This window comes from Paracoccus sp. (in: a-proteobacteria), from assembly GCF_039808215.1.
GTDB lineage: Bacteria > Pseudomonadota > Alphaproteobacteria > Rhodobacterales > Rhodobacteraceae > Paracoccus.
The window spans coordinates 65,710-92,030 of record NZ_JBDHSP010000004.1 but is presented as its reverse complement, the minus strand read 5'-3'; the positions used below and the strand labels follow the sequence as shown (position 1 = coordinate 92,030).

The following is a 26,321-nucleotide window of genomic DNA, read 5'->3' as shown; positions in this document are numbered from 1 at the left end:
CCCCGCGACTGCCTTGGTTCTTGCTATGGCGCGCAAAATCCCATAGCTAGCGCGCTGAGACAGGCGGGGGGCGCCTTGCGGCGCCGCATCGGGGGGCGCAGTCCCGGCCCGCGGCATGGATGGATGAAGGAAGACAAATGCAGGTCAAGGAAACCCAGAACGACGGGCTGAAGCGCGGCTATGAATTCACGCTGCCGGCGGCCGATCTTGCCGCCCAGGTGGATGCCAAGCTGAAAGAGGCCCAGCCCGAGGTCGAGATGAAGGGCTTCCGCAAGGGCAAGGTGCCGATGGCGCTGCTGAAAAAGCAGTTCGGCCAGCGCATTCTGGGCGATGCCATGCAGGAGGCCATCGACAAGGCGCTGCGCGATCATCTGGAAAGCTCGGGCGACCGTCCCGCCCTGCAGCCCCGCATCGAGATGGTCAATGGCGAGGACTGGAAAGAGGGCGACGATGTCGTCGTCACCGTCGCCTATGAGGCGCTGCCGGCGATCCCCGAGACCGACCTCTCCGGCGTCGAGCTTGAGCGTCTGGTGGTGGTGGCCAGCGACGAGCAGGTGGATGAGGCGCTGGCGAATCTCGCCAAGAACGCCCAGACCTTCGACGACCGCAAGAAGGGCAGCAAGGCCAAGGACGGCGACCAGATCGTGATCGACTTCAAGGGCATGGTCGATGGCGAGGCCTTTGAGGGCGGCTCGGCCGAGGATTATCCGCTGGTGCTCGGCTCGAACAGCTTCATTCCCGGCTTCGAGGACCAGCTGGCCGGTGCCAAGGTCGGCGACGAGGTCCGGGTCGAGGTGAAATTCCCCGAGGACTATGGGCACCAGGGCCTGGCCGGCAAGGACGCGGTCTTTGAAACCACCGTCAAGGCGGTGAGGGCGCCGAAACCCGCCGAACTGGATGACGAACTGGCAAAGAAATTCGGCGCCGACAGCCTGGAAGCGCTGAAAGGCCAGATCCGCGAGCGCATGGAGGCCGAGTTCAAGGGCGCCGCGCGCCAGGTGCTCAAGCGGGCACTGCTCGACAAGCTGGATGCGCTGGTCAAGTTCGACCTGCCCGAATCGCTGGTCGAGGCCGAATCGCATCAGATCGCGCATCAGCTCTGGCATGACGAGCATCCCGAGGAACACGGTCACAACCACGGCGAGATCGAGCCCTCGGACGAGCACAAGTCGCTGGCCGAGCGCCGTGTGCGTCTGGGCCTGCTGCTGGCCGAGATCGGCCAGAAGGCCGAGATCACCGTCAGCGAGCAGGAAATGACCCAGGCCGTGCTGCGCCAGGCCCGTCAGTATCCGGGCCAGGAACGCGCCTTCTTCGAGTTCATCCAGCAAAACCCGCAGGCGCAGCAACAACTGCGCGCGCCGATCTTCGAGGACAAGGTCGTCGATCACATCGTCGATGGCGCCAAGGTCACCGAAAAGCCGGTCAGCAAGGACGATCTGGAAAAGGCCATCGAGGCGTTGGACCAACTCTGATCCGGCCCCGGCCAGGACTGCGAAGGCCGCCTCCCGGGGCGGCCTTCGGCATTTGCGGACCTTGGCTAGAGGCGGTGCAGCCGCGGGTCGTGGTCGGCCGGACCGCCGGGTTCGGACCTGTCCTCGGGCCCGTCCCAAGGGTCGCGCAGCAGCGGATCGCCGCGCAGGTCGGGCAGGGGCGGCGGGCCGCGCCGCGCTGGCCCTTCGGGCGTCGGGTGCCGGCCCAGCATCCGCGCCAAGAGATCCGAGATCGCGGCAAGGTCGCGGCCCAGTGCGCCGCCATTGCCCACGGAGGCCAGGCCCTGACGGGCGACGGCCAGCGCCTGCAGCGCCGTGTCAAGGCCGCCGGCGATGCGCGCGGCATTCGCCTCGAATTCCTGCAGCAGCGAGGGGCCGGGGGGCTTGCCATCGCGATCGGGGCGCGGGGTGGCCGGCCGCCCCGCCGCGCGGTGCAGCGCCAGCCCCGCGCCCACGGTCAGCGCCGCACTGGCCAGCGCCGCAAGCAGCCATGGCCGCGCGGCGGTTTCGTCGGCAGGATCCTGGGGTTCGTGCGGGGCGTCGGGCATCGCTGGCGGCTTTCCGGGCTGGCATCTCGTCCGGGATCAACCCGCGGCGGCGGCGAATGTTCCGCGTCTGCCGCCGCCGGTCCGCAGGCATGAAAAAACGCGCCGGGTTGCGGCGCGTTTTCGGGTCTCGCTGCGCTTTGGGCTCAGCGGATGTCCTCGTCCTCGTCGCGGCCGGCGGCGCCGATCTCGTCGAAGAGTTCCGCGATCTCGAAATCGGCGGCGGCTTCGGCCTCGGCGGCCAGTTCCCGGATCGACTTGCCCGTGGCCTGCAGTTCGGCCTCTTCGGCCGAACGGGCGACGTTCAGGGTGATGGTCGCATCGACTTCCGGGTGCAGGTGCACGCGGACCTCGTGCAGGCCCAGCTCCTTGATCGGCGCGGTCAGCACGACCTGGCGGCGCTCGACGGCAAAGCCCTCGGCATTGGCGGCATCGGCGGCGTCACGCGGGGTGACCGAACCGTAAAGCGCGCCGGCGTCCGAGGCCGAGCGGATGATGACGAAGCTTTGGCCGTTCAGCTTTTCGGCGATCGTCTCGGCATCGGCGCGGCTCTCGTCGTTGCGGGTCGCGAGTTCGGCCTTGCGGGCCTCGAATGCCTTGATATTGGCGTCCGAGGCGCGCAGCGCCTTGCCCTGCGGCAGAAGGAAGTTGCGCGCGAAACCGTCCTTGACGCGGACGACCTCGCCCATCTGGCCCAGCTTGGCCACACGTTCCAGCAGGATGACTTGCATGTTCGTCTCTCCTTACTTCACGGCATAGGGAAGCAGGGCGAGGAAGCGGGCGCGCTTGATGGCGCGGGCCAGTTCACGCTGCTTCTTGGCCGAGACGGCGGTGATGCGCGAGGGCACGATCTTGCCGCGTTCGCTGATGTAGCGCTGCAGCAGCCGCGTGTCCTTGTAGTCGATCGCAGGCGCGTTGTCGCCCGAGAAGGGGCAGACTTTCCGGCGGCGGAAGAAGGGTTTGTTCGCCATTTTCTGTGGTTCCTTTCCCTCAGTTCCGCTCGTCGCGGTCGCGACGCTCGCGGCGCTCGCCACGATCACCCCGGTCGCCGCCGCGATCGCCACGGTCCCCGCGGTCGCCACGATCACCGCGCTCGCGCTCGTCGCGCTTCTGCATCTGGATCGAGGGGCCGTCCTTGTGCTCGTCCACGCGCACGGTCAGCACGCGCATCACGTCGTCATGCAGGCGGGCGAGGCGCTCCATCTCCTGCACGGCGGCCGAGGGCGCGTCCGAACGCAGGAAGGCGTAATGGCCCTTGCGGTTCTTGTTGATCTTGTAGGCCAGGGTGCGCACACCCCAGTATTCGTTGTCGACCACCTTGCCGCCGTTGTCGGCAAGAACGGTCGAAAAATGTTCGATCAGCCCTTCGGCCTGCGTGTTCGACAGGTCCTGGCGGGCGATCAGCACATGCTCGTAAAGCGGCATGCATTCACCTTTTTTCAGGGCGCATTTCAACGGCGGGACATCCTTTCCGCGCCCCGCCACGAGAGGCTGCGCCGGTTTCGCATTTGCGGAAGGATGCGGCCTTATAGCGAGTCATGCCGCGAATGCAAGGCGAAACCGGGTCTGGGCGGGGTTCCGCCCTGGCTGCCGTCACCCGAAATTGTCAGGCCGTTGCAAGGAGACCCATGTTGTCTCGGGTGCATTCCCTGTGGGCTCAATTCATGGCCAAATCGATCGGGAGTCCTGCATGAAACGCCTTTTCGCCCCTGCCGCCGTCCTGGCCCTGCTGGGCGCCACCAGTGCCATGGCCGAGCCGGTCGCCTTCGACTTCGATCCGTCGCACAGCCGGGCGGTGTTCGATTACAAGCATCTGGGCTTTTCGACCAGCACGGGCATCATCAACGGCGTGGCCGGCGATCTGACGCTGAACGGCGTGACCAAGCCCGTGGTGCTGGAGGTCGAGCTGAACCAGCGCGGGCCGCATCCGATGGCCGGCCAGGCTGGCTGATCTCGACCGGATCCGGACCAAAGAAAGGCCCCCGGACGGGGGCCTTTCCATGTCGGGCGGCAGGGGCCGATCCCGTGGTTACATCGGCGCCGGCAACGGCGTGTCGTCGCTGCGCACCGGCAGGATCGGATGGGTGATCTGCGGCTGCTCGCCGGTCAGCGTCTGCAGGAAGGCCACGATGTCATCGACCTGATCGCCCGCCAGTTCGGTGCCGAGCTGCGACGAGGACATGATCTGCACCGCCTCGCGCAGGTTCCAGACCACGCCCGAGTGGAAATAGGGCGCGGTCAGTGCCACGTTGCGCAGCGGCGCGGCGCGGAAGACATATTCGTCGTTCACGGTCTTGGTGACCTCGAAGCGGCCGGTGTCGCCGACGGGCAGCACCTCGGCGCCGGGTTTGGCCACCAGCCCGAAAGGATAGTAATCCTGCCCGCCGAAGTTCATGCCGTAATGGCAGGCGATGCAGCCGGTATCCATGAACGCCTGCAACCCGCGCTTTTCCTGATCGGTCATCGCCGCGTCATCGCCGGCCAGGAAGCGGTCGAAGGCGCCGCGCGGGGTGATCAGCGTCGCCTCGAACTGCTCGATCGCGGCCGCGAAATTGTCGAAATTCACCGGGTCGTTGTCGCCGGGGAAGGCGGTCTGGAAGGCGTCGACATATTCCGACATGGATTTCAGCGTCTTGACCAGATCGTCGGGCGTGTTGCTCATCTCGACGCCGGCCTGCACCGGACCCTTGGCCTGCTCGGCCAGGTCGGGCGCGCGGCCATCCCAGAACTGCGCCGCGTTGAAGATGGCGTTCAGCATGGTCGGGGCGTTCCTCGGCCCCCGTTGCCAGCCATGCCCGACCGATGTCGGCAGGCCGTCCACGCCGCCGAGCCCGACGTTGTGGCAGGTCTGGCACGAGATCAACCCCGAGCGCGACATGCGCGGGTCAAAGAACAGTACCCGGCCCAGGTCGATCTTCTCGGCGGTCAGGGCGATGCCCTCGGGATTGTCCTCGGTCTTCTTGATGGCGGTGATCTCGGCGGGGATCGCCTCGAGCACGGCCCTGGCCTCGTCGCGCAGCGCACTGCTATCGATGGCTGCGTCCTGCGCCATGGCCGGCAATGCGGCCAGGGCCAGGCTCGTGGCGGTCAGCAGGGGGACGAAACTCACTTCTGGTTCCTCCGTCGGTGACAGGTTCGTGGCTCGCGCGTCATGGCGATTCTGCGCCAATCGGCCGGACGGCGCGTTGATCCAGGTCAGTCGCGGCGCGGTTCCACCTTGCCGCCCGCCGGCGCAGCGGCTAATTCCCCGGCCATGCTGCCGCAGGATCGCCTTTCCCGCATCGTCGAGCGTTTCGAATATCTCGAAGCGCGGCTGAACGATGGCCCGGCGCCCGAGGAAATCGCCGCCATCGGCCGCGAATATGCCGAGCTGAAGCCGGTCGTGGTCCAGATCGCCGAATGGCGCGACGCGCTGGATGGCATCGCCGAGGCGCAGGCCATGCTGGCCGACCCCGAAATGCGCGAACTGGCCGAGGACGAGCTGGCGCGGCTGCGCGCCGCCCTGCCGGATCTGGAGCATGCCCTGCGCGTCGCCCTGCTGCCGCGCGATGCGGCGGATGCACGCCCCGCCATCCTCGAGATCCGCCCCGGCACCGGCGGCGAGGAGGCGGCGCTGTTCGCAGGCGATCTGCTGTCGATGTATCGCCGCTTTGCCGAATCGCAGGGCTGGGATTTCCAGATGCTTGAACTGGCCGAATCCGACCTGGGCGGCGTGCGCGAGGCGGTGGCGCGGATCGCCGGCGAGGGTGTCTTTGCCCGGATGAAATACGAATCCGGCGTGCATCGGGTACAGCGCGTACCGGAAACCGAATCGGGCGGGCGCATCCACACCAGCGCCGCCACCGTCGCCGTGCTGCCCGAGGCCGAGGAGGTCGATATCGACATCCCCGCCGGCGACATCCGCATCGACACCATGCGCGCCTCGGGTGCTGGCGGGCAGCATGTGAACACCACCGATTCGGCGGTGCGCATCACCCACCTTCCGACCGGCATCGTGGTGACCAGCAGCGAGAAATCCCAGCACCAGAACCGTGCCAATGCCATGGCGGTGCTGCGCGCGCGGCTTTACGATCTGGAACGCTCGCGCGCCGATGCCGAACGTGCCGCGGACCGCCGCTCGCAGGTGGGTTCGGGCGACCGGTCGGAACGCATCCGCACCTATAATTTCCCGCAAGGGCGGATGACCGACCATCGCATCGGGCTGACGCTTTACGCGCTTGACCGCATCATGGCGGGCGATCTGGTCGAGATCGTCGATGCGCTTCTGGCCCATGACCAGGCCGCGCGCCTGGCCGCGCAGGAGGGCTGAGATGACCGGGGCCGAGGCGCTGCGCGCCGGCGCCGCGCGGCTTGCGGCCGCCGGCGTGCCCGATGCCGCGAATGATGCCCGGCTGCTCATGGCGCATGCGCTGGGGCTGGCGCGCCACCAGTTGGGCACCGCCCTTGCCGCGCCGCTGCCGCCCGCCGCGCTGCGCGCCTATGGCGCGGCGCTGGCCGCCCGGGCGGCGCGCCAGCCGGTCAGCCAGATCCTTGGCCGCCGCGCCTTCTGGAAGCATGAATTCCGCGTGACCCGGGATACGCTTGACCCGCGCCCGGACACCGAAACCCTGGTCGAGGCGGCGCTGGCCGAGCCCTTTGCCGCGGTGCTGGACCTTGGCACCGGCACTGGCGCCATCCTGATCTCGCTGCTGGCGGAGCGCCCGGCGGCGCGGGGCATGGCCACCGACATCTCGGCCGCGGCGCTGGTGGTGGCGCGCCAGAACGCGGCCGCCATCGGCGTCCGGGCCGAGTTCCTGCAGTCGGACTGGTTCCAGGCGGTTACCGGCAGTTTCGACCTGATCGTGTCGAATCCGCCCTATATCGCCCTGGCCGAGATGCCCGCTCTGGCACCCGAGGTCCGCGACTGGGAACCGGTGCAGGCCCTGACCGATGGCGCCGACGGGCTTTCGGCCTATCGCGCCATCGCCATGGGCGCCCCGGCGCATCTGGCGCCGAAGGGCCGGCTGATGGTCGAGATCGGCCCGAGCCAGGGGCAGGCGGTGGCGGCGCTGATGCGCCAAGCCGGCCTGGCCGATCCCCGCATCCTGGCCGATCTGGACGGGCGCGATCGCGTCGTCTGGGCGCGCAAGCCGGGCTGAACCGGCAGAGATCGGCAGGTTTTGCCGGTTGCGGCGAAATTTCCGCTTGTAAGCGGCGCTGCAGCATGTTTATTCGCAGATGTGACGGGGGCTCGCCGCCCACGCACGGGTCAACATTGCTCAGAATCCAGCAGGCCATGTGGGAAACGCGCCAGGCGCAACCTCCCACGGCGCGTTCCGCCGCGGCTCTGACCCCAACCTCAGCCGGCCCGATATCCCGGCAGAAACTGACATACAAGCTGATGAGATCATCCAAATCCCGTTCGCGCAACAAGTCTAACCGCCAGCGCACCTTGGGCAATGTCGTCAACCGTGTCTTCGATTCCTCGGGCCCCGAGGGCAAGGTGCGGGGCACGCCCCAGCAGATCATCGAGAAATACCTGACGCTCGCCCGCGACGCGCAGCTCTCGAACGACCGCGTTGCCGAGCAGAGCTTTCTGCAGCATGCCGAACATTACACCCGCATGCTGGGCGAGGCGCAGCGCGAGCAGGCCGAGCGCCAGCAGAGCCAGCCGTTCCAGCGCGACGACGACACCCGCGACGAGGGCAATGGCAATGGCGACAGCGCCGGCCCGCCGCAGGGCGGGCGCCATGAACCGCGCGAGGACCGCCGCGACCATCGCCGGGACGAGCGCCGCGAGGACCGCCAGCCGCATGCCCGCGGCCAGGACCGCGCCGAGCCCCGGACCGAGGGCGGCCTGCCGCCGGTGATTTCCGCGGACGAGGCCACGGGTCCGGTCGCCACGCCCGAAAGCGCCCTGCGCGAACCCGCGCCGGTGACGCCGCCGCCGGCCGAGCCGGCCATTGCCGCCGAGGCCGCACCGCAGCCCGTCGAGGCGGCAGAGGCCGCGCCGCAGCCCGCCGAGGCGGCAGAGGCCGCGCCGCAGCCCGCCGAGACGGCCGAGGCCGATGCAGCCCCGGCGCCGCGTCGCCGCACGCGCGCCGCCACCGGCGCCGCCCCGCGCAGCCGCAAGAAGCCGGCCGAGGGCAGCGACGCCCCGGCGCCGGACAAGGTCACCGGCGAGTGACAGCCCTCAGCGCGGCGCGGCGGCCAGTCCCCGCGCCAGCGCGCAGAACTGCTCAAGCGCGATCTCTTCGGCCCGGGCGGTCGGGGCGATCCCGGCCTCAAGCAGCAGATCCTCGATCCGCGGATGCAGCCCCTTCAGCGAGGCACGCAGCATCTTGCGCCGCTGGTTGAAGCCCGCCGCTACGACGCGGCCCAGCAGCGCCGGATCGGCCGGATAGCGCGGCGCGGGCAGGGCGGTCAGATGCACCACCGCGGAATGGATCTTGGGCGCGGGGACAAAGGCCTCGGGCGGCAGCGTCATCACGATCCTTGCCTCCGAGCGCCATCGCGCCAGCACCGCCAGCCGGCCATAGGCCTTGCCGCCGGGCCGCGCCACGATGCGCTCGGCCACCTCTTTCTGGAACATCAGCGTCAGCGACTGCCAGAAGGGTGGCCAGGCGGCGGGCGTCAGCCAGCGGATCAGCAGTTCGGTGCCGACATTATAGGGCAGGTTCGCCACGATGCGGATCGGCGGCACCAGATGCGCCAGCGGATCGACCTCGAGCGCGTCGCCATGGACCACCTGCAGCCGCCCCGGATAGGCCGCGGCGATCTCGGCCAGCGCCGGCAGGGCGCGCGCGTCCTTCTCGATCGCCAGCACCCGGCGCGCGCCCTCGGCCAGCAGCCCGCGGGTCAGGCCGCCGGGGCCGGGGCCGACCTCGATCACGTCGCAGCCCGACAGATCGCCCGCGGCGCGCGCGATCTTGGCGGTCAGGTTCAGGTCCAGCAGGAAATTCTGCCCAAGCTGCTTTTTCGCCCGCAGGTCGTGGCGGGCGATCACCTCGCGCAGCGGCGGCAGGCCGTCGATAGCGCTCATCGCCGGCCTGCCATGTCCCAGGCCATGCGCAGCGCCGCGATCGTGCTGGCCGGATCGGCCAGCCCCTTGCCGGCGATGTCGAAGGCGGTGCCATGGTCGGGCGAGGTGCGCACGAAGGGCAGGCCCAGCGTCACATTCACCCCGCCCGCGAAATCCAGCGTCTTGATCGGGATCAGCGCCTGGTCGTGATAGGCGCAGATCGCCGCGTCGTAGCGGCGGCGCGCGGCAGGGTGGAACATGGTGTCGGCGGGCAGCGGGCCGCTCAGCGCAAGGCCCTCGGACCGCAGGCGCGCGACCAGGGGTGCGATCCAGCGCAGTTCCTCATCGCCCATGCTGCCGCCCTCGCCCGCGTGGGGGTTCAGGCCGGCGATCGCCAGCCGCGGCGCGGCCAGGCCGAAATCGCGGCGCAGCGCGGCATCGGTGATGCGGATCGCCGCCTCGAGCGCGGCGGGGGTCAGCGCCGCCGGCACCTCGCTCAGCGCGATGTGGATGGTGACCGGCACCACCCGGCAGGGCGGCTCGGCATTGGTCGAGGCCAGCATCATCGCCACCGGCACATCGCCGGCCAGATGCGCCAGATACTCGGTATGGCCGGGAAAGGCAAAGCCGGCGCCACGCTTCAGCGCCTCCTTGCTGATCGGCAGGGTGCAGATGCCGCCCGCCTGGCCGGCCAGCGCCAGCCGGGCGGCGCGCGCGATGACCGCGACGACGGTGGCGGCATTGGCCGGATCGGGCCGGCCGGGCCGGGCCGGGGCGGGAAAGTCGTGACGCAACACCGCCAGCCGGTCCGTGGGCAGGGCATCGGCGGGCGAGGCGACCTCGGTCCAGGCGGTGCCCGCCGGCAGGTGCCGCGGATCGCCCAGATAGACCAGCGGCACGCCCGCACCCAGCGCCAGCGGCGCCAGTTCCGGCCCGATGCCGGCGGGCTCGCCGCAGGTCAGGATGATGGGAAGGGGATTGCGCATGCTGTCCTGTCCATTGGCGCGCGGTGCGACCCCGGCTTATGGCCGCCGGATGATGGCATCGGCGCGAAGCTCGGCCAGATAGGCATCCGCGGCGAGGTTGATCTTGCGGTTGAACAACTCGCGCCGGACCTGTTCACGGTCGGGCAGCGCATTGGGGTCGGGCGGAGGCGGCACGCTGCCGGCGGGCACCGGGGCGGCCTCGGGGGCGGGTGCCGTCTCGGCGGCCAGCAGCGCCGGCTTGCGGCTGCACAGCATCAGCAGATCGACCGCGCCGCCATAGGTGACGATGCTGATTTCGTTGTCATCGAGCGTGGCAAGGCGCAGCGCGTCGCCGGTCGGGATGCGGCCCTGCGGCAGGGTCTGGCGCTGGATCTGCTCGGCGGGCAGGCCGCGCGCATGCACGAAAAGATCGGCGCAGCTGTCGGAAAGCGCGGCGACGCGCCGGGCCTCGGCCTCGCTGGCGAGGCGGAAGCGCACATAGTCCAGCACCTGTTCGCCGGCTCCCGGGCGCAGGCTGCCGCGGGTGTCGCGCAGGAAGAACAGCACCACCGCGCCCTGCACGGTCAGGGGCTGGCTGACCTGGCCCGGCTTCATCGCCAGCAGCAGCGGCCGCAGCGCCGGGGGCAGGTTCGCCAGCGGCGTCCAGGGCAGGCGCCCGCCGGCATCGGCCGAGGGGGTGGCGGAATGGCGCCGGGCGGCGGCGGCGAAATCGGCCTCGGAGCGGATGTCGGCTGCCAGCGATTCCGCCAGTTCCATCGCCTGGTCCTCCTGCCCCGGGGGGGCGGGGATGATCAGTTCCGACAGCGCGACATGGGTGACCTGCGGCGTCTCGATGATGCGGCGCATTTCCTGGTCGACCTCGGCATCGGTGACGCGCACCTGCGGCACCACGCGCTGGCGCACCACCTCGCGCCAGACCACGCCCGAGACCACGAAATCGCGAAACGCCTGGCGCTCGATGCCGGCGCGGCCCAGTTCGGCCACGAAATCCTCGACGGCCATGTTGCCGCGGCTGGCGAATTCTGCCAGCCCGGCGTCGATCTGTTCCTGCGTGGCGGTGATGCCCATCTGCCGCGCGGCGGCGCTGCGCAGCCGGTCGTCGATCAGCGAGCGCTCGACCGAGGCGGCGTCGGTCTGCGGCGCGCGCAGCAGTTGCATGAAGCGCATGCGCTGGTCCAGTTCAAAGCGGGTGACGGCCGCATCGTTCACATAGACCAGCGGCTGAAAGGGATTGCCTTGCGCCAGCGCCGCCGACGGTCCGGTTCCGGCCAGAATCGCGGCCATGGCCGCCCCCAGAAGAATAGCGCGCATCACTTCCCTCGCCGCATCGTTTCGCCGGACCTTAGCGCAGGCACGCGCGGCGCGCCACCGTTCCCGGACCGGCTTTCCGCTTGCCGAAACCGCCCAGCCGGATGCCAAGATCGAAGCTGGTGTCCGAGCGAAGCTCGGCCGAGGAGGTGAAGCGGCGCTGCACCGACATCTCGAGTGTCACGCATTCGTTGCGGTATTGCAGCCCCAGCTGCGCCATCTGCGCCCGGTCGGCGTTGAAGTCGTAGCGCGTCTCGGCGCTGGCCCACCAGCCGTCCGAGACCTGCCAGCCAGCGGTCGCGGTCAGTTCCGACACATCGCTTTCGCGAGTCTCGCGCCGGTCCGAATCAAGCCACAGATAGCCGGCCGAGACCTGCAGCCCGGGCCGGAACCAGCCCAGGCGCAATTCGTCGCGGCTGATCGAGAAACTGTCGTCAAACAGCGCGCGGTTGGCAATGGCCAGCCCGTTGGCACCGGCGTAATGCGCCGCCAGCAGCCAGTCCGAGCGCTTGCCGCCCAGCGGGCCGCTGTCGCCAAAGGCCAGGTCCGGCTCGCTGCGCAGCACCCGGCCGGCGGTCAGGCCGATGGACCAGCCCGCCGGGTCGATGCGCGTCCAGCCGATGCCCAGATTGGCGCGCAGTCCCGATTCCCGCGCGTCCCAGCCGGGAAAGCGGTTCAGCGCGAACAGGTTGCCCTCGTCGAATTCGATCAGGCGGCTGTCCTCGTTCGGCACCTCGTCCTCGGGGTCGCGCTCGGGCGACCAGATCAGCTGCAGCACCGGCTCGATGACATGGGTGACGCCGCCCTCGTGGCGGGCGAACGGCCAGTAGAGCGCCGCCGCCAGCACCGGATTGGCGCGCACCACCCAGTCCTCGAAGCGGCTGTCCTGGTTGATGCGATAGATGTCGGCGTCGATGCGGCCCTGCAGGGCGCCGACCAGCCCGCCCGCCAGCACCTCTTGCCGGCGCCAGCCGAAACCGACCGAGCCGCGCGCCATGTCGCGCCCAAGCAGGTCCTGCCCCGAGGAGCGGCGGTGCCCGTGCAGCGACCATTCCAGCTGCGCGATGCCGCCAAGGCCCGAGGGCTGCCAGCGCCGCTGCCAGCGCGCATCCGCCACCAGCGAGGGGGTCAGCTCGTCCGGCTCGTCGTCGCGCAGCGATTCGTAATTGCCGATGCGCGCGGTCAGCATGCGGTCGCGGCGCACGCGTTCCAGCGTCACGCCGCTCCACAGCCGGTCGGCTGTGGTGATGTCGTAATCCAGCAGATAGGCGCGGTTGCTGGCCATCTGCACCTGCAGCCCCAGCTGATAGCCGCGCGGCAGTTCGAACCGCGCGGCGCCGAACAGATAGCCGCGCGTGCGCCCGCTTTCGATGTCGTCGCGCGACAGGGCGCCGTTCCATTCCATGGCGCCGTTGCGGAAGGCCTGGCGATAGCGCAGCTCCAGCGTCCGCGTGCGGCTGGCGGCGACATAGGGCGTTGCGGTCAGGTCGGCGTGATCGCCCAGGGTGATGAAATAGGGTAGCTTGATGCCGAAGCCCAGCCCCGAGGTGGTGCGGAACTCGGGGCGCAGGAAGCCGGTCATGCGCTCGACGCCGGGGTCGGGGGCGGTCAGCCAGGGCAGGCTGATGATCGGCACCCCGAGGGCGCGCAGCTGCGGGCGGTCGAAATGCAGCTGGCGGGTGCGGGCGTCATGGGTGATGGCGCGGGCGCGGATCTCCCACAAGGGGATCGGGTCCTCGGCGCAGATCTGGCAGCTCGAGGCCACGACATTGTCCAGCCGGGTGACGGCGCCGGCCTCGCTGCGGCGCATCTGGCGCGCGGCCATCTGCATCTCGCGCGCCAGCACCAGCCGGGCGCCGCGCAGGATGCCGTCCTGCAGGTTCGGCGCCAGTTCCGCGCTGTCGGCGATCAGGATGGTTTCCTGCGCCGTGCCGGCCAGCGCCGGCTGGGTCAGATGGATCGGCCCCTCGATCACCGCCGAGCCGCTTTCGGTGTCGTAGATCACCCGCGAGGCGACCAGCCGTGTGCCCTGATACCAGATCACCACCCCGCCCGAGGCGGTCAGCGTCTTGCCCGCGTCCAGCACCACCTGGTCGGCCAGCAGCGTGGCCGGGCTGCCCGGGGAGGCGGCATCCGCAGAGGGCGAGATGCGCAGCGCGTCGCGCCCCTCCGCGACCCGGGGCGTGCCCAACAGTTCCGTGCCGTCCGAGGGGCGGATGTCGTCGTCCTGGCCCTGCGTCGGTGCCAGTGCCGGTCGCGCGGTGCGGCGCAGGAACACATCGGCCGAGCCCTGGGCAGGCAGGGTCTGGCCCTCGGGTGTCAGGCTTTGCGCCAGCACCGCGCCGGGCAGCGCCGCCGCCAGCAGCGCCGCCGCCAGCAGCGCCGTGGCAACCCCGGCGGCAAGCCTTCGGGTTCGTGCAACCATCATCCGTCCTCCAGGCGCAGCAGCGCCCCAAGCGCAAAGAGCAGCGCCACGATTGGCGGCGCCCAGCCCGCCAGCACCGGCGTGATGCCGCCGCTGTCGCCCAGCACCTGCGCCAGGTTGCGCAGGAAGAACAGGCCGATGCCGCAGCCAAAGGCGGCAAGCACCAGCAGCCCGACCCGGCGTCCACGCATGTGACGCATGGTGAAGGCGGCGGCGATGGCGACCATCGCCGCCAGCAGCAGCGGCCGCGCCAGCTCCATCTGGAACCAGACCTGGTGCCGGCGGGCCGAAAAGCCGGCGCGCTCCAGCCCGCGGATGAATTCCGGCAATTGCCAGACCGGGATCGCCTCGGGCCGGCCGAAACTGTCGCGGATGCGGGCCGCGGTCAGGTCGGTGGGCAGTTCCAGCCGCGGCGCGGACTGGGCCATGACCTCGGGATTGGGTTGCGTCAGCGGCCATTCCTTGGTGTCGCTCAGCACCCAGGCCCCTTCGGTCAGATGCGCCTTTGCGGCGTCGATGCGGCGCGTCGGGCCAAGCCCGGGGGCAAAGACGGTGAAGGTCGCGCCGTAAAGCGTGGTCGCGTCCGGGCTGGCGCGGTTGGCGCGGATCACCACCTGGCCGCTGCCCGCATCCACGGCGTCGGCCGGGTCGGGCAGCGCCTGGCGCATCCACACGGCATTGGCACCGACGCTGACCGTCTGGCCGGCGCCGCTTTTCAGGCTGGCCACCGCATCGTCATAGCGCTTGGTTGTCGCGGCCACCATCGGGTTCAGCACCGCCACCGCCAGCGCCCCCAGCAGCGCCGCGCTCAGCGCCGGCGCCGCCAGCACCCGCAACCCCGAACGCCCCGAGGCGCGGATCGCCACCAGTTCGGAACTGCGCGCCAGGCCCAGAAACAGCGCGATTCCCGCCAGCACGGTGATCAGCGGCAAGATGGAATAGAAGCTGGCGGTGATGTTGAGCAGCGACAGCAGCGCGGCGCCGGAAAGGCCGATGTCCTCATCGGCAAAGCGGCGGATCTGCTCGACGATGTCGATCAGGAACAGGATGGCGGCAAAGATCGCCGCGACCAGCAGGAACATGCGCAGGAAGCGGCGCGCGACATAGGCCGACAGGATCATGCCGCCCCCCCGCCCGCGCCCGCGCGCGCCCGTCTGGGCCTTGCCGCCAGCCACAGCACCATGGCTGCGATCGCCGCCCCGACCGCGGGTGAAAGATAGATCAGCGGCCAGCGCGAGGCATCGCCCGCGACCTGGTTCTCCGCGGCGGTGGCCAGGAATTGCACGACGATCAGCGCCACTACCGCCCAGATCACCTGCCGCCAGACGCCAAAGCGGCTGAACCCGCCCAGAAGCAGCATGGCAAAGCCCAGCATCGCCGCGACCGGCGCCTGCAGCGGCCGGGCCAGGCGCTCATGCGCCTCGGCCAGGGCCTTGTCGCGGGTGGCGCCGGTCAGTTCCAGCAGTTCCGGGTCGGGGTCCAGCAGCCGCAGCGTCGGATAGGCGCGCAGGTCGCGCTGGCGCGTCGCATCGGCGTCGATCAGCCCGCCGAGGTCATAGGCCAGTTCGGAAAAGCGCGTGACCGACAGGCTTTGGCGGCCGTCGGCGTGGCGCAGGTTCTGCACCATGCCCTGCATCAGCACCAGGCGCGGGCCGGCATCGGTCCTGACCAGCAGCGCCTCGGTCGCGGTATAGGTCATCTCGTCGCCCGGCTTGCGCGCGTCCTCAAGGAAGAAATCCAGCAGCCGCCCGTCCGCGGCAATGTCGCGGATGAACAGCGTGACCCCGCGCGCCGGATATTGAAAGCTGCCGGCGCGCAGGAATTGCGCGGTCACGTTCTGCGCGATCTCGGCCTGGCGGTCGGTCAGCCGCGCGCGCGCCATGGGCACGATGGAATGCACCAGCAGCGCCACCATCAGCCCGACCAGGATGCCAAAGACCAGCACCGGCCGCGCCAGCCGCCAGGGCGACATGCCCGCGGCCTGCATCGCCACCAGTTCCGATTCCCCCGCCAGGCGGTTGGTGCCATAGGCGCTGGCGACAAAGGCCGCGATCGGCAGCACCACCGAGATCACCACCGGCAGCGTCAGCGCGGTGAACTCCAGCACCACCAGCGCCGTCTGCCCGTCCGAGATCAGCTGCTCGAACAGCGACACCGCGCGGTTGATCCAGTAGACCGAGACCAGCACCAGCGCAAAGAACCCGAACAGGGTCATGAACTGCGACAGGATGTAGCGGTCGATGCGGGGCATGGCGGCTTTCGATGGCTCGGCTGGGGATTGATTAGCCGCTGGCGGGGGTTTGGGAAAGACCCGGCACTGGTCAAGCCGTCCGGGCGCGGCTAGATTTCCGCCAAAGGGTGCAACACGAAAGGCCAGACCATGACCCATCCGGTCGAAATTTCCTTTGTCGCTACCGACATGGCCGGGCTGGCCGAGCTGACGGGCCGCATCGCCCTGCTCGTGTCCGCAAGCGGCAAGCTGCCGACCGGTCTGCCGCGCGCGGCACGCGAGGCGGCGGTGCGCGCGCTGGACTCCGATGCCTGGAAGGCGGTGAAGCCCGGCAAGGCGCTGGAACTGGCCTTTCCGGCCGGGCTGAAGGCCGAGGCGCTGCAACTGGTGGCGCTGGAGCGCGGTGCCGATGTCGCCACGGCGCGCGCCGCCGGCGCCAGCATCGGCGCCGGCCACGGCAAGTCCGAGCTGACGGTGCTGGCCGGCAACCACCCGCGCGCTGCCGAACTGGCGCTGGGCCTTGCGCTGCGCGCCTATGAGTTTTCCGCCTACAAGACCCGCAAGGACGCCGAGGCCGCGGCCGTTGGCACCCGTGGCCGCGTCAGCATCATGCACCAGGACCCCGAGGCCCTGGCGCGCGAGGCCGCACGCGGCGCCGCCGTGGCCGAGGGCGTGTATTTCACCCGCGATCTGGTCAACGAGCCGGCGAATGTGCTGACCACCGGCGATTTCGCCGACCGGCTGCTGGCGATGCGCGAACTGGGCCTCGATGTCGAGGTGCTGGACGAGGCCGAACTGGCGAAGCTGGGCATGCGCGCGCTGCTGGGCGTGGGGCAGGGCTCGGAAAGCCCGTCCAAGGTCGTGATCATGCGCTGGAACGGCGCGGGCGACGCGGCGCCGCTGGCGCTGGTCGGCAAGGGCGTGGTCTTCGACACCGGCGGCATCTCGATCAAGCCCGCCGACGGCATGGAGGCGATGACCTCGGACATGGCCGGCGCCGGCGTCGTCGCCGGGGTGATGCGCGCCCTGGCGCTGCGGCGCGCGCGCGCCAATGTCGTGGGCCTGGTCGGTCTGGTCGAGAACATGCCCGACGGTCGCGCCCAGCGTCCCGGCGACATCGTGCGCTCGATGAAGGGCGACACGATCGAGGTGATCAACACCGATGCCGAGGGCCGCCTCGTGCTGGCCGATGTGCTGTGGTATGCGCAGGAGCGCTTCAACCCCGCCGCGATGGTGAACCTCGCGACGCTGACCGGCGCCATGGTCATCGCCCTGGGCCATGAGAAGGCCGGCGTGTTCTCGAACGACGACGGCTTTGCCGGGCAGTTCCTGGAGGCCGCCCGCGCCGAGGACGAGGGCGCCTGGCGCATGCCGCTGGCCCCGGCCTATGACAAGCTGCTGGAATCGCGCCTGGCCGACATGAAGAACATCGGCGGCCGCCCGGCGGGCGCGATCACCGCGGCGCAGTTCCTGCAGCGTTTCATCCGCGAGGGCACGCCCTGGGTGCATCTTGACATCGCCGGCGTGGCGCTGCCGCCCGGCGAGACGGCGCTGGCGCCCAAGGGCGCCTCGGGCTGGGGGGTGATGGCGCTTGACCGCCTGGTGCGCGATCGTTTCGAGACCGGGGCCTGATGGGCGCGGCCCTGTTCTATCACCTGACCCGCTCGGGTCCGGCGCAGCTCTTGCCGATGCTGATCGGCAAGAGCCTGCAGTCGGGCTGGCGGGTCGAGCTGCGGGGCAGGGACCGGGCGCGGCGGCAGGACCTGGACGACAGCCTCTGGCTGGGCGAGGGCTTTGTGCCGCACGGCCTGGCCGGGGGCGCGCATGACGCGCGCCAGCCGGTGCTGCTGACGCTTGAGGGCGAGGCGGCGGCGAACGATCCCCTGTGCCTGATCGCGCTGGACGGGGCCGCGGTCTCGGGCGGGGAATGCCGGGCGCTGGAACGCGCCTGCATCCTGTTCGACGGCAACGACCCCGCGGCGCTGGAACGCGCGCGCGCGCAATGGCGCGAGCTGAAGGCCGAGGGCATCGCGGCGGAATACTGGTCCGAGACCGACGGCCGCTGGGAACGCCGGCAGTGACGCCTCAGCGTTCCAGGATCAGGCGGTCGTGCTCGATGCTGACGCGGGCAAAGCGCGACAGATAGGACATGCCCATCAGCGACTGCTCAAGATCGGCGCGCAGCACCACCGCCGGCACGTTCTGGTCCCGGATCGGGCCGATGGCTACCGAATCGAGCCGCACGGCCGCCGTCGCCACCACGCCGTTGGCGGTGCGCGCCTCACCGGCATAGGCAAGGCTCTCGGGGTCGATGCCGATACGGGCGGCGTCACGCGGGCCCAGCGCCAGGCTGCTGGCGCCGGTGTCGATGACGAAACGCACCGGCGTGCCGTTCACCTGCGCGGTCAGGTGGTAATGGCCGTCATTGCCCAGCGGCACCTCGATGCGCCCGCCGTCCAGGATGCGCGCCTCGGGGGTGATGGCCTGGCGGATGTCGCCCCAGAGCCCGGCCAGCGCCACCGCGCCCAGAAAGATCAGCCCCCAGGCCGCGGCCATGCGCAGGGTGCGGCCGGGGCGGGCGCGCAGCTCGACCAGCAGAAAGCCGCCCACCGCCACCAGCAGCAGCAGCAGATAGGCGACGCGGATGAATGCATCCCCCATCACACCAGCCCCGAGCCCTTGAGCCCGTCGATGATGAACTGCACCGAAAGCGCCGCCAGCAACATGCCGAACAGCCGCGTCACCACCATGGTCCCGGTCCGGCCCAGCACATGCGCGATGGGACCGGCGACGGCAAAGAGCAGCGCCACGATCGCCAGCACCGCCAGCATGACCAGGTGGATCATCAGCGTATGCACCGGGCTTTCGTTCTGGCCCACCAGCAGGATCATCGTCGCCAGCGCCCCCGGACCGGCCAGAAGCGGCGTGGCCAGCGGAAACACCGAAGGGTCCTCGTCACTGGTCTGGCCCTCGCGCCGCGAGGTGCGCCGCTCGAACAGCATGTCGAGCGCGGTCAGAAACAGCAGCACCCCGCCCGAGATGCGGAAGGCCGGCAGCGAGATGCCGATGCCCACCAGGATCGATTCGCCGGCAAGCCCGAACAGCGTCAGCAGGACCGCGGCGATGAACAGCGCGCGGTGGCCGATCCGGCGCCGGCGTTGCGGCGTCATGTCGCGTGTCAGCGCGATGAACAGCGGCGCCAGCCCGATCGGGTCGATGACGACGAAAAAAGTCACGAAAGCGCTGATGATCTGGGTGCTGTCCATGGCCGCGACTATCGCTTGGAACGCCGGCGGTGGAAAGCACCCGTCTGCCCGGCGCGCCATCGCGCGTTTGGGGGTTCCGAAGCGGGCGATCACCACCTATATCGTGTCGGTCAAATGCTATCGCAAGGCTGCGGCCCTGCCACGGAGGTAAACAGATGCACGCACCTTCACCCATGGCCCTTTTGCTTATCGCAATCGTCGTGCTGGTCCTGTTCGGGCGCGGCAAGGTCTCGTCCCTGATGGGCGAGGTGGGCAAGGGGATCACCGCCTTCAAGAAGGGCGTCAAGGAAGGCGCCGAGGATATCGACGCCGCCACGCGCGAAACCAAGGAGGTCGAGCTGAAGCCGGCCGACGAGATCGAACGCGCCCGCGCCGAGATCGCGGCCGAGCGTGCCCAACTTGAGGCCGACCGCGCCCGCGTCAACGCCGACAGCGCCATGCGCGACGTGACGCCCGGCGACAGCGGCAAGCCCTGATCCGCCGGCCGGTCGGACATGCTGGATATCGGCTGGAGCGAGCTGCTGCTGATCGGCGTCGTGGCGCTGATCGTCATCGGACCCGAGGATCTGCCCAAGCTGTTTCACACGCTGGGGCGGATCACCGCGCGTGCGCGGTCCATGGCGCGCGAGTTCAGCAGCGCCATGGAGGACGCGGCCAAGGCCTCGGGGCTGGACGACGCGGCCAGGACGCTGAAGGATGTGAACGCGCTCACCTCGAAACGCGCCCTCGGGCTTGACGCGCTGGAACGCGCCACCGAGCGCTTCGAGAAATGGGACCCGCTGAACCCGCGCGAGGAAGCGGCGCAAAAGGCGCCCGTCGCCGACCCTGCCGCCCCCGCGCCGCCCGTGGAAACCGCGCCCGGCATCGCCGCGCCGCATCCGGCGCCGGAGGACGAGGGCGCGGATACCGCCGGCGGACGGCGGCGGCTGCATGCCGTGCGCCGTCTCGACCGCGCCGGACAAGACTGACTGGAAAGGCCGCTTCGTGGCGACAAATCAAGCCAAGCCGGATGACATCGACGAAAGCTCGGCGCCGCTGATCGAGCATCTTGCGGAACTGCGCACCCGGCTGATCTGGTCGGTGCTGGCCTTCGTGGTGGCGATGGTGCTGTGCTATTTCGTCTGGAATCCGATCTTCGATTTCCTGACCCGGCCGATCTGCCAGGCGCTGGAAAAGCGCGACCAGGCCTGCGGCCTGATCCTGCTGAAGCTGCAGGAAGGGTTCTTCGTTGCCATGCGCATCGCCTTCTTCGGCGGTTTCGTTCTGGCCTTCCCGGTGGTCGGCTATCAGCTGTGGCGCTTCGTGGCGCCGGGGCTTTACCGCAGCGAAAGAAACGCCTTCCTGCCGTTCCTGATCGCCTCGCCGGTGATGTTCGTGCTGGGCGCGGCCTTTGCCTATTACATCATCCTGCCCTGGGCCTTCGACTTCTTCCTGGGATTCCAGCAGGGGCCGGTGCTGCCGCCCGAGGGCGCCCCGGCCTCCGAGGCGGCGCAGGCGGCCAAGGACATGTGGGCGGGCATCGTGTTCCAGGGCTCGGTCGAGGAATATCTGGCGCTGACCACCAAGTTCATCCTGGCCTTCGGCCTGTCGTTTCAGTTGCCGGTGGCGCTGACGCTGATGGGCAAGGCGGGGCTGGTCTCCTCCGAGGGGCTGGCCAGCGTCCGGCGCTATGCCATCGTGGTGATCCTCGTGCTGGCGGCGATGGTGACGCCGCCCGATGTCATCAGCCAGGTGGTGCTGTTCACGGTGATCTACGGGCTTTACGAGATCTCGATCTTCCTCGTGCGCCGCATTGAACGCAAGCGCGACCTCGAGGAGCAGTTCGATGCCCAGAACTGAGCTGCGCCGCATCGCCGAAGCGCTTGAACGCCTGTCGCCGGCGCCCGCGCCGCTGCCCGGCTTTTCCGAGGCCACGGCCTATGTCTGGCAGCCCGACCCCGACCGGCTCGAGCCGGTGGCCCGGGTGGACCGCGTCGATCTGGTACAGCTGATCGGCATCGACCGCGCCCGCGACACGCTGCTGGCCAATACGCTGCAATTCGCCCGCGGCCATGCGGCGAACAACGCCCTGCTCTGGGGCTCGCGCGGCATGGGCAAGTCCTCGCTGGTCAAGGCGGTGCATGCCGAGGCGGTGCGCGCCGGCCTGCCGCTGGTGCTGGTCGAGATCGCGCGCGAGGACCTGGGTTCGGTCGGGCGCCTGCTGGCGATCCTGGGCCGGGCCGCCGAGCGGCGCTTCGTGCTGTTCTCGGACGATCTGTCCTTCAGCCATGACGATACGCAATACAAGTCGCTCAAGGCGGTGCTGGACGGCGGCATCGCCGGACGGCCGTCGAATGTCATCCTTTACGCGACCTCGAACCGGCGCCACCTGATGCCGCGCGACATGATCGACAACGAACGCTCGACCGCCATCCATCCCGGCGAGGCGGTCGAGGAAAAGGTCTCGCTCTCGGACCGTTTCGGGTTGTGGCTGGGCTTTCACCCCTGTTCGCAGGACGAATACCTGGCCATGGTCCAGGGCTATTGCGCCGCCCATGGGCTGGAGATCGCCGAGGACCGGCTGCGCGCCGAGGCGATCGAATGGCAGGCGACGCGCGGATCGCGCTCGGGCCGGGTCGCCTGGCAATTCTTCACCGATCTCGCCGGTCGGCACGGCATGGCGATCACCACCGCCTGATGCCGCGCGGGATCTGCGGGCAGTTTCAAGCGCATAGCCCGCAACCCCGCCGCATCGGCCCGGTCCGTGCGGGCAGGCGGAAAAAACTGCGCGAAATCCCGGCTGCCCCCCTTGACGCCCTGCGGCATGCGCCGTAAATCCCAGCGCACCCGTGGCGGAGTAGCTCAGCTGGTTAGAGCAGAGGAATCATAATCCTTGTGTCGGGGGTTCAAATCCCTCCTCCGCTACCACTTTCCCTGACATCTGATGCAGCGCGGCGGCGCCCCGGGGGGCAGCTCAGCCGCCGGCATCGGGGATGAACTGCTCGCCGCTGAAACTGCCGCGGAAACCCGGCACCGGGCGCCACAGCGTCTCGTTCGCGACAAAGCGGCTGGCGCGGCTCAGGCTGCCGAACAGCGTGCTGCGATGCGCCGACATGGTCTGGCCGCCCGCGTCGGTCAGGGCCGAACAGTCCTGCACCTGATGCGCCAGCCGCAACCATTGCGCACCGGCCGAGGCCAGGGTCAGCGTCACCGTATTGCCCGCCGGATCCGCCACCGCGGCGGTGATGCCGCCATCGGCCTCGAAGCCGTAATGCGGGCAGGTCGCGGCCCCCCCGAAACTGTCGTAAAGATCCGTGCGCTCCAGCAGGGTCTCGCCCGGACGCAGGGCAAAGCTGACCACGACGCTGCTTCCGCTCTTGGCGACCTGATAGGTGATGTTCCAGCTGCGCCCGGCCTCGACCTCGGCGGCGGCCCAGGCACAGGTTTCGCCGATCAGGATCTGTGCGCGATCCGCGATATGCACGTTGCGGTCGTGGATCGGATACAGCCGCTGCCAGGTCGCGACGATGCCCTCATGGTCCAGCGCCAGGCGATATTGCACCGTGGGAATGGCATAAAGATCGCCGGTCGAGTTCACGTCGGCGCCATTGGCGACCACGATCAGCCGCGGGGCGGTGCCGAACAGCGCCGTGGCCTGGGCCACGGTGGCGGCATGGGCGGTCTCGAAGGCGGCGCGATAGTCCGGCCCCGGCTGGTCCTTGGCAGAGGTGCCCTGAAACAGCAGGACATGCGGGCAGGTGACGGAAATGCCCTGCGCCGCGCCAAGCCGTGCCGCCTCGCGCATCCAGTAAAGCTGGTTGCGCCCCAGCGGGCTGGTATCCCCGGGCTGCCATTCCTCGATGCGACGGCCGCCAAAGCCGTGGTCGGCGATGACCACGCCGCGCGCGGACTCGCCGGCGTCGCGCCAGGCGGCGGCGCGGCTTTGCTGCAGCGCGAATGCCGGAGACACCCGGCCGCGACCGCGCGCATCGGCAAAGCCCGAGGCGGGCTGGTTCTGGTCGATGCTCGCGACGCCCGCGCCCTCGGGACCGATGGCGCCGCCGCTGGCCGTCACCATGCCGGCGGTGAAATGGACCTGACCGATGCTGGCGTTGTCCAGAAGCGTCGCCAGCGCGCTGGGGATCGGGCGATTCTCGCTCTGGCCATAGACCGGCATGATCTCGAGCGAGGTGACGGATGGTGCGGGGGCCGTCACGCCCCCTGCAGAAAATCCGCGTGGACCTGCTGCATGGTCACCGGCCAGTTGCCGCCCTCGGGGCGACCGACCACCGCCAGACGGTGCAGCGTCCCGACCAGATAGCGGCCCAGCGCAAAGCGACCCAGCACCGGGTCGGTCACGGCCACCGCGGTCGCGGTCTCGCTGCCGCTGGCGCCGATCGAGATGAACAGATCCGCCACATCGTCGATCATCGCCGCGATCACCACGCGGCTACCATAGCTTGCCGTGCCAAGCGCATGCACGGGCAGCGCGCCGACCTGGCCGATGGCCTGCAGATTGCCGGCATTGTTGCGCAGCCGGATGCGGTCGCCCTGGCCCTCGACGATCTGCCCCGGGGCCGAGCCATAGGCGTCCAGCGTCAGTTCCGCGACCACGAAATGCCCGTCGCTGGCCGGCAGAGCGGACAGGACCTGGCTTTGCAGAAAGGCGCCGTCGGCCAGCACGAAGCCCGCGTCGCTGCGCTGGATCGGGGCGCCGGTGCCGGTCTTGGCCAGTCGCCAGCCGCCGCTGCCCAGTGCGTTGATCGCGGTCACGTCGCCGGCACTGCCCTCGAAGGGCGTGTTCGCATCGAAATAGGCCAGGGTCACCGCGGCGTAGTCGATGGCAGGCGCGGGCGCCTCGACCACGACCAGCAGTTCCGTCGGGACCGCCGCCACCGGCTCGCCGATGTCATTGGTCCAGGTGACGGAGAGCACATGGCGGCCGGGCTCGGTCAGTTCCAGCGCCAGGAACTCGTCGACCTGGTCGCGGATGCTGATGCCGTCGCGCGTCAGGTCCCAGCTTGCCGTCGGCGCCGGAACCCCCGAGGCCGCGCCCAGATGCAGGCTGATGCTGTTGCCGATCGCGGCACCGGCGGGCAGGATCGCCGGCTGCTCGCCGATGACCGGGGCCGAGGGCTGCTCGCCCGCGACCAGCTCGCTGCCGTCCGCGGCCAGCAGGCTGACGCGCCGCCCGCCCTGATAGGCGCGCGAGATGCCCTGGAACAGCCGGGCGTCGATGTCGTTCAGGATGTTCAGCGCCATGTCAGATTCCCCGCACCAGCACGATGTCGCTGTCGCGGCGCTGGCTGTCGGGCAGGGCGGCATATTCGGCATGGTCGTCGGTCATGATCAGCCGCGCCAGACCGCCCTCGCGGGCCGCGCGCAGGTTCAGGGCGCTGGTCTTTTCCAACTCGCCCAGCGTGGTGTCCAGCGAGGTGGCGATGAACAGCGACTTCACTTCGAAGACCTTGGCCACATACTGGTTGTAGCCCTCGATGCTCCAGGTGGTGCCGGCGCCGTCGCCCTCGGCGTTGACGATCAGTTCCATGGCCCATTCGCCCTGGGCGTTGGTGGTCGCCTCCACCTTCTGCGTCACCACCCTGATGCCGCCGTCGAACACGTCCGAGCCCTGCAGCGTGGCGATGATCTTGCCCTCGGCGATCGGGGCGAGGGTCGCGTCCACAAGGACGCCCCTGACGGTGGCTTTGTTCGGCATGGCTTGCTCCTGTCTCGATGCGAAAGGCGCAGCCATTATCGGCGCGATTCGCGCCCGTTGCCGCAAGCGGGCAAGCAACGTCCGCCACGGGCAGGGGGCGCGGCCCCCCGCCCGCAGCGGGGGGCGGGTTACAGCGGGTGATCGCCCGTGGCGTCGATGACGCGGGTGGGCAGGCCCAGCGTGCCCAGCAGTTCCAGGAAGGGGCGCGCCGGCAGGTCCTCGACGTTCACCATCCGCTTCACGTCCCAAAGGCCGCGCGCGACCAGGATCGCCGCCGCGACCGGAGGCACGCCGGCGGTATAGCTGATCCCCTGGCTGCCCACCTCCTCATAGGCGGCCTTGTGATCGGCGACGTTATAGACAAAGATCTCGCCCGGCTTGCCGCGCAGCGTGCCCTTGACCAGATCGCCGATGCAGGTCTTGCCCTCATAGTCGGGGGCAAGGCTCGCCGGGTCGGGCAGCACCGCCTTGACCACCTTCAGCGGCACGACCTCCAGCCCCTCGGCGGTGGTCACCGGCCTTTCCGACAGCAGGCCCAGGTTCTGCAGCACGGTAAAGACATTGATATAATGCTCGCCGAAACCCATCCAGAAGCGCACATCGGCCTGCGGGTAGCGCGCGGCCAGGCTGTGCACCTCGTCATGGCCCGAGAGATAGGCGGTGCGCTTGCCGACCACCGGCAGGTTCCATTCGCGCCCGACCTCGAACATGCGGTTCGTGCGCCATTCGCCACCCTGCCAGCTATAGACCGTGCCGGTGAACTCGCGGAAATTGATCTCGGGGTCGAAATTGGTGGCGAACCAGCGGCCGTGGCTGCCGGCGTTGATGTCCACGATGTCGATCGAATCGATGCGGTCGAAATACTCGTCCTCGGCCAGGCGGGCAAAGGCATTGACCACGCCGGGATCGAAACCCACGCCCAGAATCGCGGTGACACCGGCCTTCGCGCAATCCTCGCGGCGCGTCCATTCGTAATTGGCATACCACGGCGGCGGCTCGCAGACCTTGGCCGGGTCCTCGTGGATGGCGGTGTCCAGATAGGCGGCGCCGGTTTCGATGCAGCCCTGCAGCACGGTCATGTTCACGAAGGCCGAGCCGACGTTGATGACGATCCCCGCGTCAAGCCTGCGGATCAGCGCCGCCACCGCCGCGCTGTCCATCGCATCCAGCGGATGCGCGGCGAATTCGACCTTGTGGCCCTTGTCACGAATGCTCGCGATGATCTGCTCGGCCTTGGCGACAGTGCGGCTGGCGATATGCAGCGATCCGAATTCCCGGGCATTCTGCGCCACCTTGTGCGCGACCACCTGGGCGACGCCGCCGGCGCCGATGATGAGCACGTTCTTGGCCAATTCAGTCTCCTTTTCAAGGGCGGG

General features: G+C 69.5%; 28 protein-coding genes and 1 tRNA gene. 12 read left to right on the top strand and 17 right to left on the bottom strand.

The annotated features are described in order from the left end of the window. Positions 1-137 precede the first annotated feature (137 nt). Entirely contained in the window at positions 138-1,472 is a 1,335-nt protein-coding gene (tig, locus tag WMK75_RS02835; RefSeq protein ID WP_347266144.1) for a trigger factor, read from the top strand. 65 nt (positions 1,473-1,537) lie between these two features. Here tig and WMK75_RS02830 read toward each other — a convergent pair whose 3' ends face one another. The 4 genes from WMK75_RS02830 to rpsF form a co-directional block, all read right to left on the bottom strand. After that, the gene (locus WMK75_RS02830) at positions 1,538-2,038 is read right to left on the bottom strand and encodes a hypothetical protein (RefSeq protein ID WP_347266143.1); all 501 of its coding nucleotides are present in this window, start codon (positions 2,036-2,038) and stop codon (positions 1,538-1,540) included. A gap of 143 nt (positions 2,039-2,181) precedes the next feature. After that, positions 2,182-2,766 carry a 50S ribosomal protein L9 gene (gene rplI, locus WMK75_RS02825; protein ID WP_347266142.1) on the bottom strand — a complete coding sequence of 195 codons (585 nt, stop codon included), beginning with the start codon at positions 2,764-2,766 and terminating at the stop codon, positions 2,182-2,184. Between the two features lie 12 nt (positions 2,767-2,778). Continuing rightward, positions 2,779-3,006 (bottom strand): 30S ribosomal protein S18, encoded by a 228-nt coding sequence (gene rpsR / locus WMK75_RS02820; protein WP_011747229.1) that lies wholly within the window; start codon positions 3,004-3,006, stop codon positions 2,779-2,781. Between the two features lie 19 nt (positions 3,007-3,025). Beyond that, the gene (gene rpsF, locus WMK75_RS02815) at positions 3,026-3,460 is read right to left on the bottom strand and encodes a 30S ribosomal protein S6 (protein WP_347266141.1); all 435 of its coding nucleotides are present in this window, start codon (positions 3,458-3,460) and stop codon (positions 3,026-3,028) included. Between the two features lie 265 nt (positions 3,461-3,725). On the opposite strand from rpsF, the gene WMK75_RS02810 reads away from it, so the two are divergent. Further along, the gene (locus WMK75_RS02810) at positions 3,726-3,986 is read left to right on the top strand and encodes a YceI family protein (RefSeq protein ID WP_347266140.1); all 261 of its coding nucleotides are present in this window, start codon (positions 3,726-3,728) and stop codon (positions 3,984-3,986) included. Positions 3,987-4,064: 78 nt separating this feature from the next. Here WMK75_RS02810 and WMK75_RS02805 read toward each other — a convergent pair whose 3' ends face one another. Continuing rightward, on the bottom strand, positions 4,065-5,144 hold the full coding sequence (locus WMK75_RS02805) for a cytochrome-c peroxidase (RefSeq protein ID WP_347266139.1): 1,080 nt from the start codon (positions 5,142-5,144) through the stop codon (positions 4,065-4,067). A 144-nt stretch (positions 5,145-5,288) separates the two neighbouring features. Here WMK75_RS02805 and prfA point away from each other — a divergent pair, with 144 nt between their 5' ends. From prfA to WMK75_RS02790, 3 genes are all read left to right on the top strand, one after another. Further along, positions 5,289-6,344: a peptide chain release factor 1 gene (gene prfA / locus WMK75_RS02800; protein ID WP_347266138.1), complete on the top strand. Its 1,056-nt coding sequence runs from the start codon at positions 5,289-5,291 to the stop codon at positions 6,342-6,344. Between the two features lies 1 nt (position 6,345). Next, positions 6,346-7,173, top strand: a complete 828-nt coding sequence (gene prmC, locus WMK75_RS02795; RefSeq protein ID WP_347266137.1) for a peptide chain release factor N(5)-glutamine methyltransferase — start codon at positions 6,346-6,348, stop codon at positions 7,171-7,173. A gap of 242 nt (positions 7,174-7,415) precedes the next feature. Continuing rightward, the gene (locus WMK75_RS02790; RefSeq protein WP_347266136.1) at positions 7,416-8,201 is read left to right on the top strand and encodes a DUF4167 domain-containing protein; all 786 of its coding nucleotides are present in this window, start codon (positions 7,416-7,418) and stop codon (positions 8,199-8,201) included. Between the two features lie 6 nt (positions 8,202-8,207). Here WMK75_RS02790 and rsmA read toward each other — a convergent pair whose 3' ends face one another. Genes rsmA through lptF form a run of 6 tightly spaced genes read right to left on the bottom strand, consistent with a single transcriptional unit; the run spans position 8,208 to position 16,005 of the window. Continuing rightward, on the bottom strand, positions 8,208-9,056 hold the full coding sequence (gene rsmA, locus WMK75_RS02785; protein WP_347266135.1) for a 16S rRNA (adenine(1518)-N(6)/adenine(1519)-N(6))-dimethyltransferase RsmA: 849 nt from the start codon (positions 9,054-9,056) through the stop codon (positions 8,208-8,210). Further along, positions 9,053-10,021, bottom strand: coding sequence for a 4-hydroxythreonine-4-phosphate dehydrogenase PdxA (pdxA, locus tag WMK75_RS02780; RefSeq protein ID WP_347266134.1), 969 nt, complete (start codon positions 10,019-10,021; stop codon positions 9,053-9,055). The genes rsmA and pdxA overlap by 4 nt, the downstream gene beginning before the upstream one ends. A 36-nt stretch (positions 10,022-10,057) precedes the next feature. Continuing rightward, complete coding sequence (locus WMK75_RS02775) at positions 10,058-11,332, bottom strand: peptidylprolyl isomerase (RefSeq protein ID WP_347266133.1); 1,275 nt, start codon at positions 11,330-11,332, stop codon at positions 10,058-10,060. A 31-nt stretch (positions 11,333-11,363) separates the two neighbouring features. Further along, the gene (lptD, locus tag WMK75_RS02770) at positions 11,364-13,757 is read right to left on the bottom strand and encodes an LPS assembly protein LptD (RefSeq protein WP_347266132.1); all 2,394 of its coding nucleotides are present in this window, start codon (positions 13,755-13,757) and stop codon (positions 11,364-11,366) included. Continuing rightward, the gene (gene lptG, locus WMK75_RS02765; protein WP_347266131.1) at positions 13,754-14,875 is read right to left on the bottom strand and encodes an LPS export ABC transporter permease LptG; all 1,122 of its coding nucleotides are present in this window, start codon (positions 14,873-14,875) and stop codon (positions 13,754-13,756) included. The genes lptD and lptG overlap by 4 nt, the downstream gene beginning before the upstream one ends. Then, a complete protein-coding gene (lptF, locus tag WMK75_RS02760; RefSeq protein ID WP_347266130.1) occupies positions 14,872-16,005 on the bottom strand; it encodes an LPS export ABC transporter permease LptF in 1,134 nt (377 codons plus the stop codon). The genes lptG and lptF overlap by 4 nt, the downstream gene beginning before the upstream one ends. A 129-nt stretch (positions 16,006-16,134) precedes the next feature. Between lptF and WMK75_RS02755 the strand changes: the two genes are divergently transcribed. Both WMK75_RS02755 and WMK75_RS02750 read left to right on the top strand, forming a co-directional pair. Beyond that, positions 16,135-17,616 (top strand): leucyl aminopeptidase, encoded by a 1,482-nt coding sequence (locus tag WMK75_RS02755; RefSeq protein ID WP_347266129.1) that lies wholly within the window; start codon positions 16,135-16,137, stop codon positions 17,614-17,616. Continuing rightward, positions 17,616-18,065: a DNA polymerase III subunit chi gene (locus WMK75_RS02750; protein ID WP_347266128.1), complete on the top strand. Its 450-nt coding sequence runs from the start codon at positions 17,616-17,618 to the stop codon at positions 18,063-18,065. Before WMK75_RS02755 ends, WMK75_RS02750 begins: the two co-directional genes overlap by 1 nt. A 4-nt stretch (positions 18,066-18,069) precedes the next feature. Here WMK75_RS02750 and WMK75_RS02745 read toward each other — a convergent pair whose 3' ends face one another. Both WMK75_RS02745 and WMK75_RS02740 read right to left on the bottom strand, forming a co-directional pair. Further along, positions 18,070-18,645, bottom strand: coding sequence for a TIGR02281 family clan AA aspartic protease (locus WMK75_RS02745; protein ID WP_347266127.1), 576 nt, complete (start codon positions 18,643-18,645; stop codon positions 18,070-18,072). Further along, positions 18,645-19,250 carry a MarC family protein gene (locus WMK75_RS02740; protein WP_347266126.1) on the bottom strand — a complete coding sequence of 202 codons (606 nt, stop codon included), beginning with the start codon at positions 19,248-19,250 and terminating at the stop codon, positions 18,645-18,647. The genes WMK75_RS02745 and WMK75_RS02740 overlap by 1 nt, the downstream gene beginning before the upstream one ends. Before the next feature lie 155 nt (positions 19,251-19,405). On the opposite strand from WMK75_RS02740, the gene WMK75_RS02735 reads away from it, so the two are divergent. From WMK75_RS02735 to WMK75_RS02715, 5 genes are all read left to right on the top strand, one after another. Next, positions 19,406-19,726, top strand: coding sequence for a twin-arginine translocase TatA/TatE family subunit (locus WMK75_RS02735; RefSeq protein WP_347266125.1), 321 nt, complete (start codon positions 19,406-19,408; stop codon positions 19,724-19,726). Positions 19,727-19,744: 18 nt separating this feature from the next. Then, positions 19,745-20,218: a Sec-independent protein translocase protein TatB gene (gene tatB, locus WMK75_RS02730; RefSeq protein WP_347266124.1), complete on the top strand. Its 474-nt coding sequence runs from the start codon at positions 19,745-19,747 to the stop codon at positions 20,216-20,218. 16 nt (positions 20,219-20,234) lie between these two features. Further along, positions 20,235-21,089, top strand: a complete 855-nt coding sequence (gene tatC, locus WMK75_RS02725; RefSeq protein ID WP_347266123.1) for a twin-arginine translocase subunit TatC — start codon at positions 20,235-20,237, stop codon at positions 21,087-21,089. Further along, positions 21,076-21,927, top strand: coding sequence for an ATP-binding protein (locus WMK75_RS02720; RefSeq protein WP_347266122.1), 852 nt, complete (start codon positions 21,076-21,078; stop codon positions 21,925-21,927). The genes tatC and WMK75_RS02720 overlap by 14 nt, the downstream gene beginning before the upstream one ends. 153 nt (positions 21,928-22,080) lie before the next feature. Beyond that, positions 22,081-22,157 (top strand) — tRNA-Met (locus WMK75_RS02715). A 46-nt stretch (positions 22,158-22,203) separates the two neighbouring features. Here the strand turns inward: WMK75_RS02715 and WMK75_RS02710 are convergent. The 4 genes from WMK75_RS02710 to WMK75_RS02695 form a co-directional block, all read right to left on the bottom strand. Next, positions 22,204-23,445 (bottom strand): hypothetical protein, encoded by a 1,242-nt coding sequence (locus WMK75_RS02710; protein ID WP_347266121.1) that lies wholly within the window; start codon positions 23,443-23,445, stop codon positions 22,204-22,206. Beyond that, a complete protein-coding gene (locus WMK75_RS02705) occupies positions 23,442-24,491 on the bottom strand; it encodes a hypothetical protein (protein WP_347266120.1) in 1,050 nt (349 codons plus the stop codon). The genes WMK75_RS02710 and WMK75_RS02705 overlap by 4 nt, the downstream gene beginning before the upstream one ends. 1 nt (position 24,492) lies before the next feature. Beyond that, positions 24,493-24,945 (bottom strand): hypothetical protein, encoded by a 453-nt coding sequence (locus tag WMK75_RS02700; protein WP_347266119.1) that lies wholly within the window; start codon positions 24,943-24,945, stop codon positions 24,493-24,495. Positions 24,946-25,073: 128 nt separating this feature from the next. Further along, positions 25,074-26,297: a saccharopine dehydrogenase family protein gene (locus WMK75_RS02695; protein ID WP_347266118.1), complete on the bottom strand. Its 1,224-nt coding sequence runs from the start codon at positions 26,295-26,297 to the stop codon at positions 25,074-25,076. Positions 26,298-26,321 lie beyond the last annotated feature (24 nt).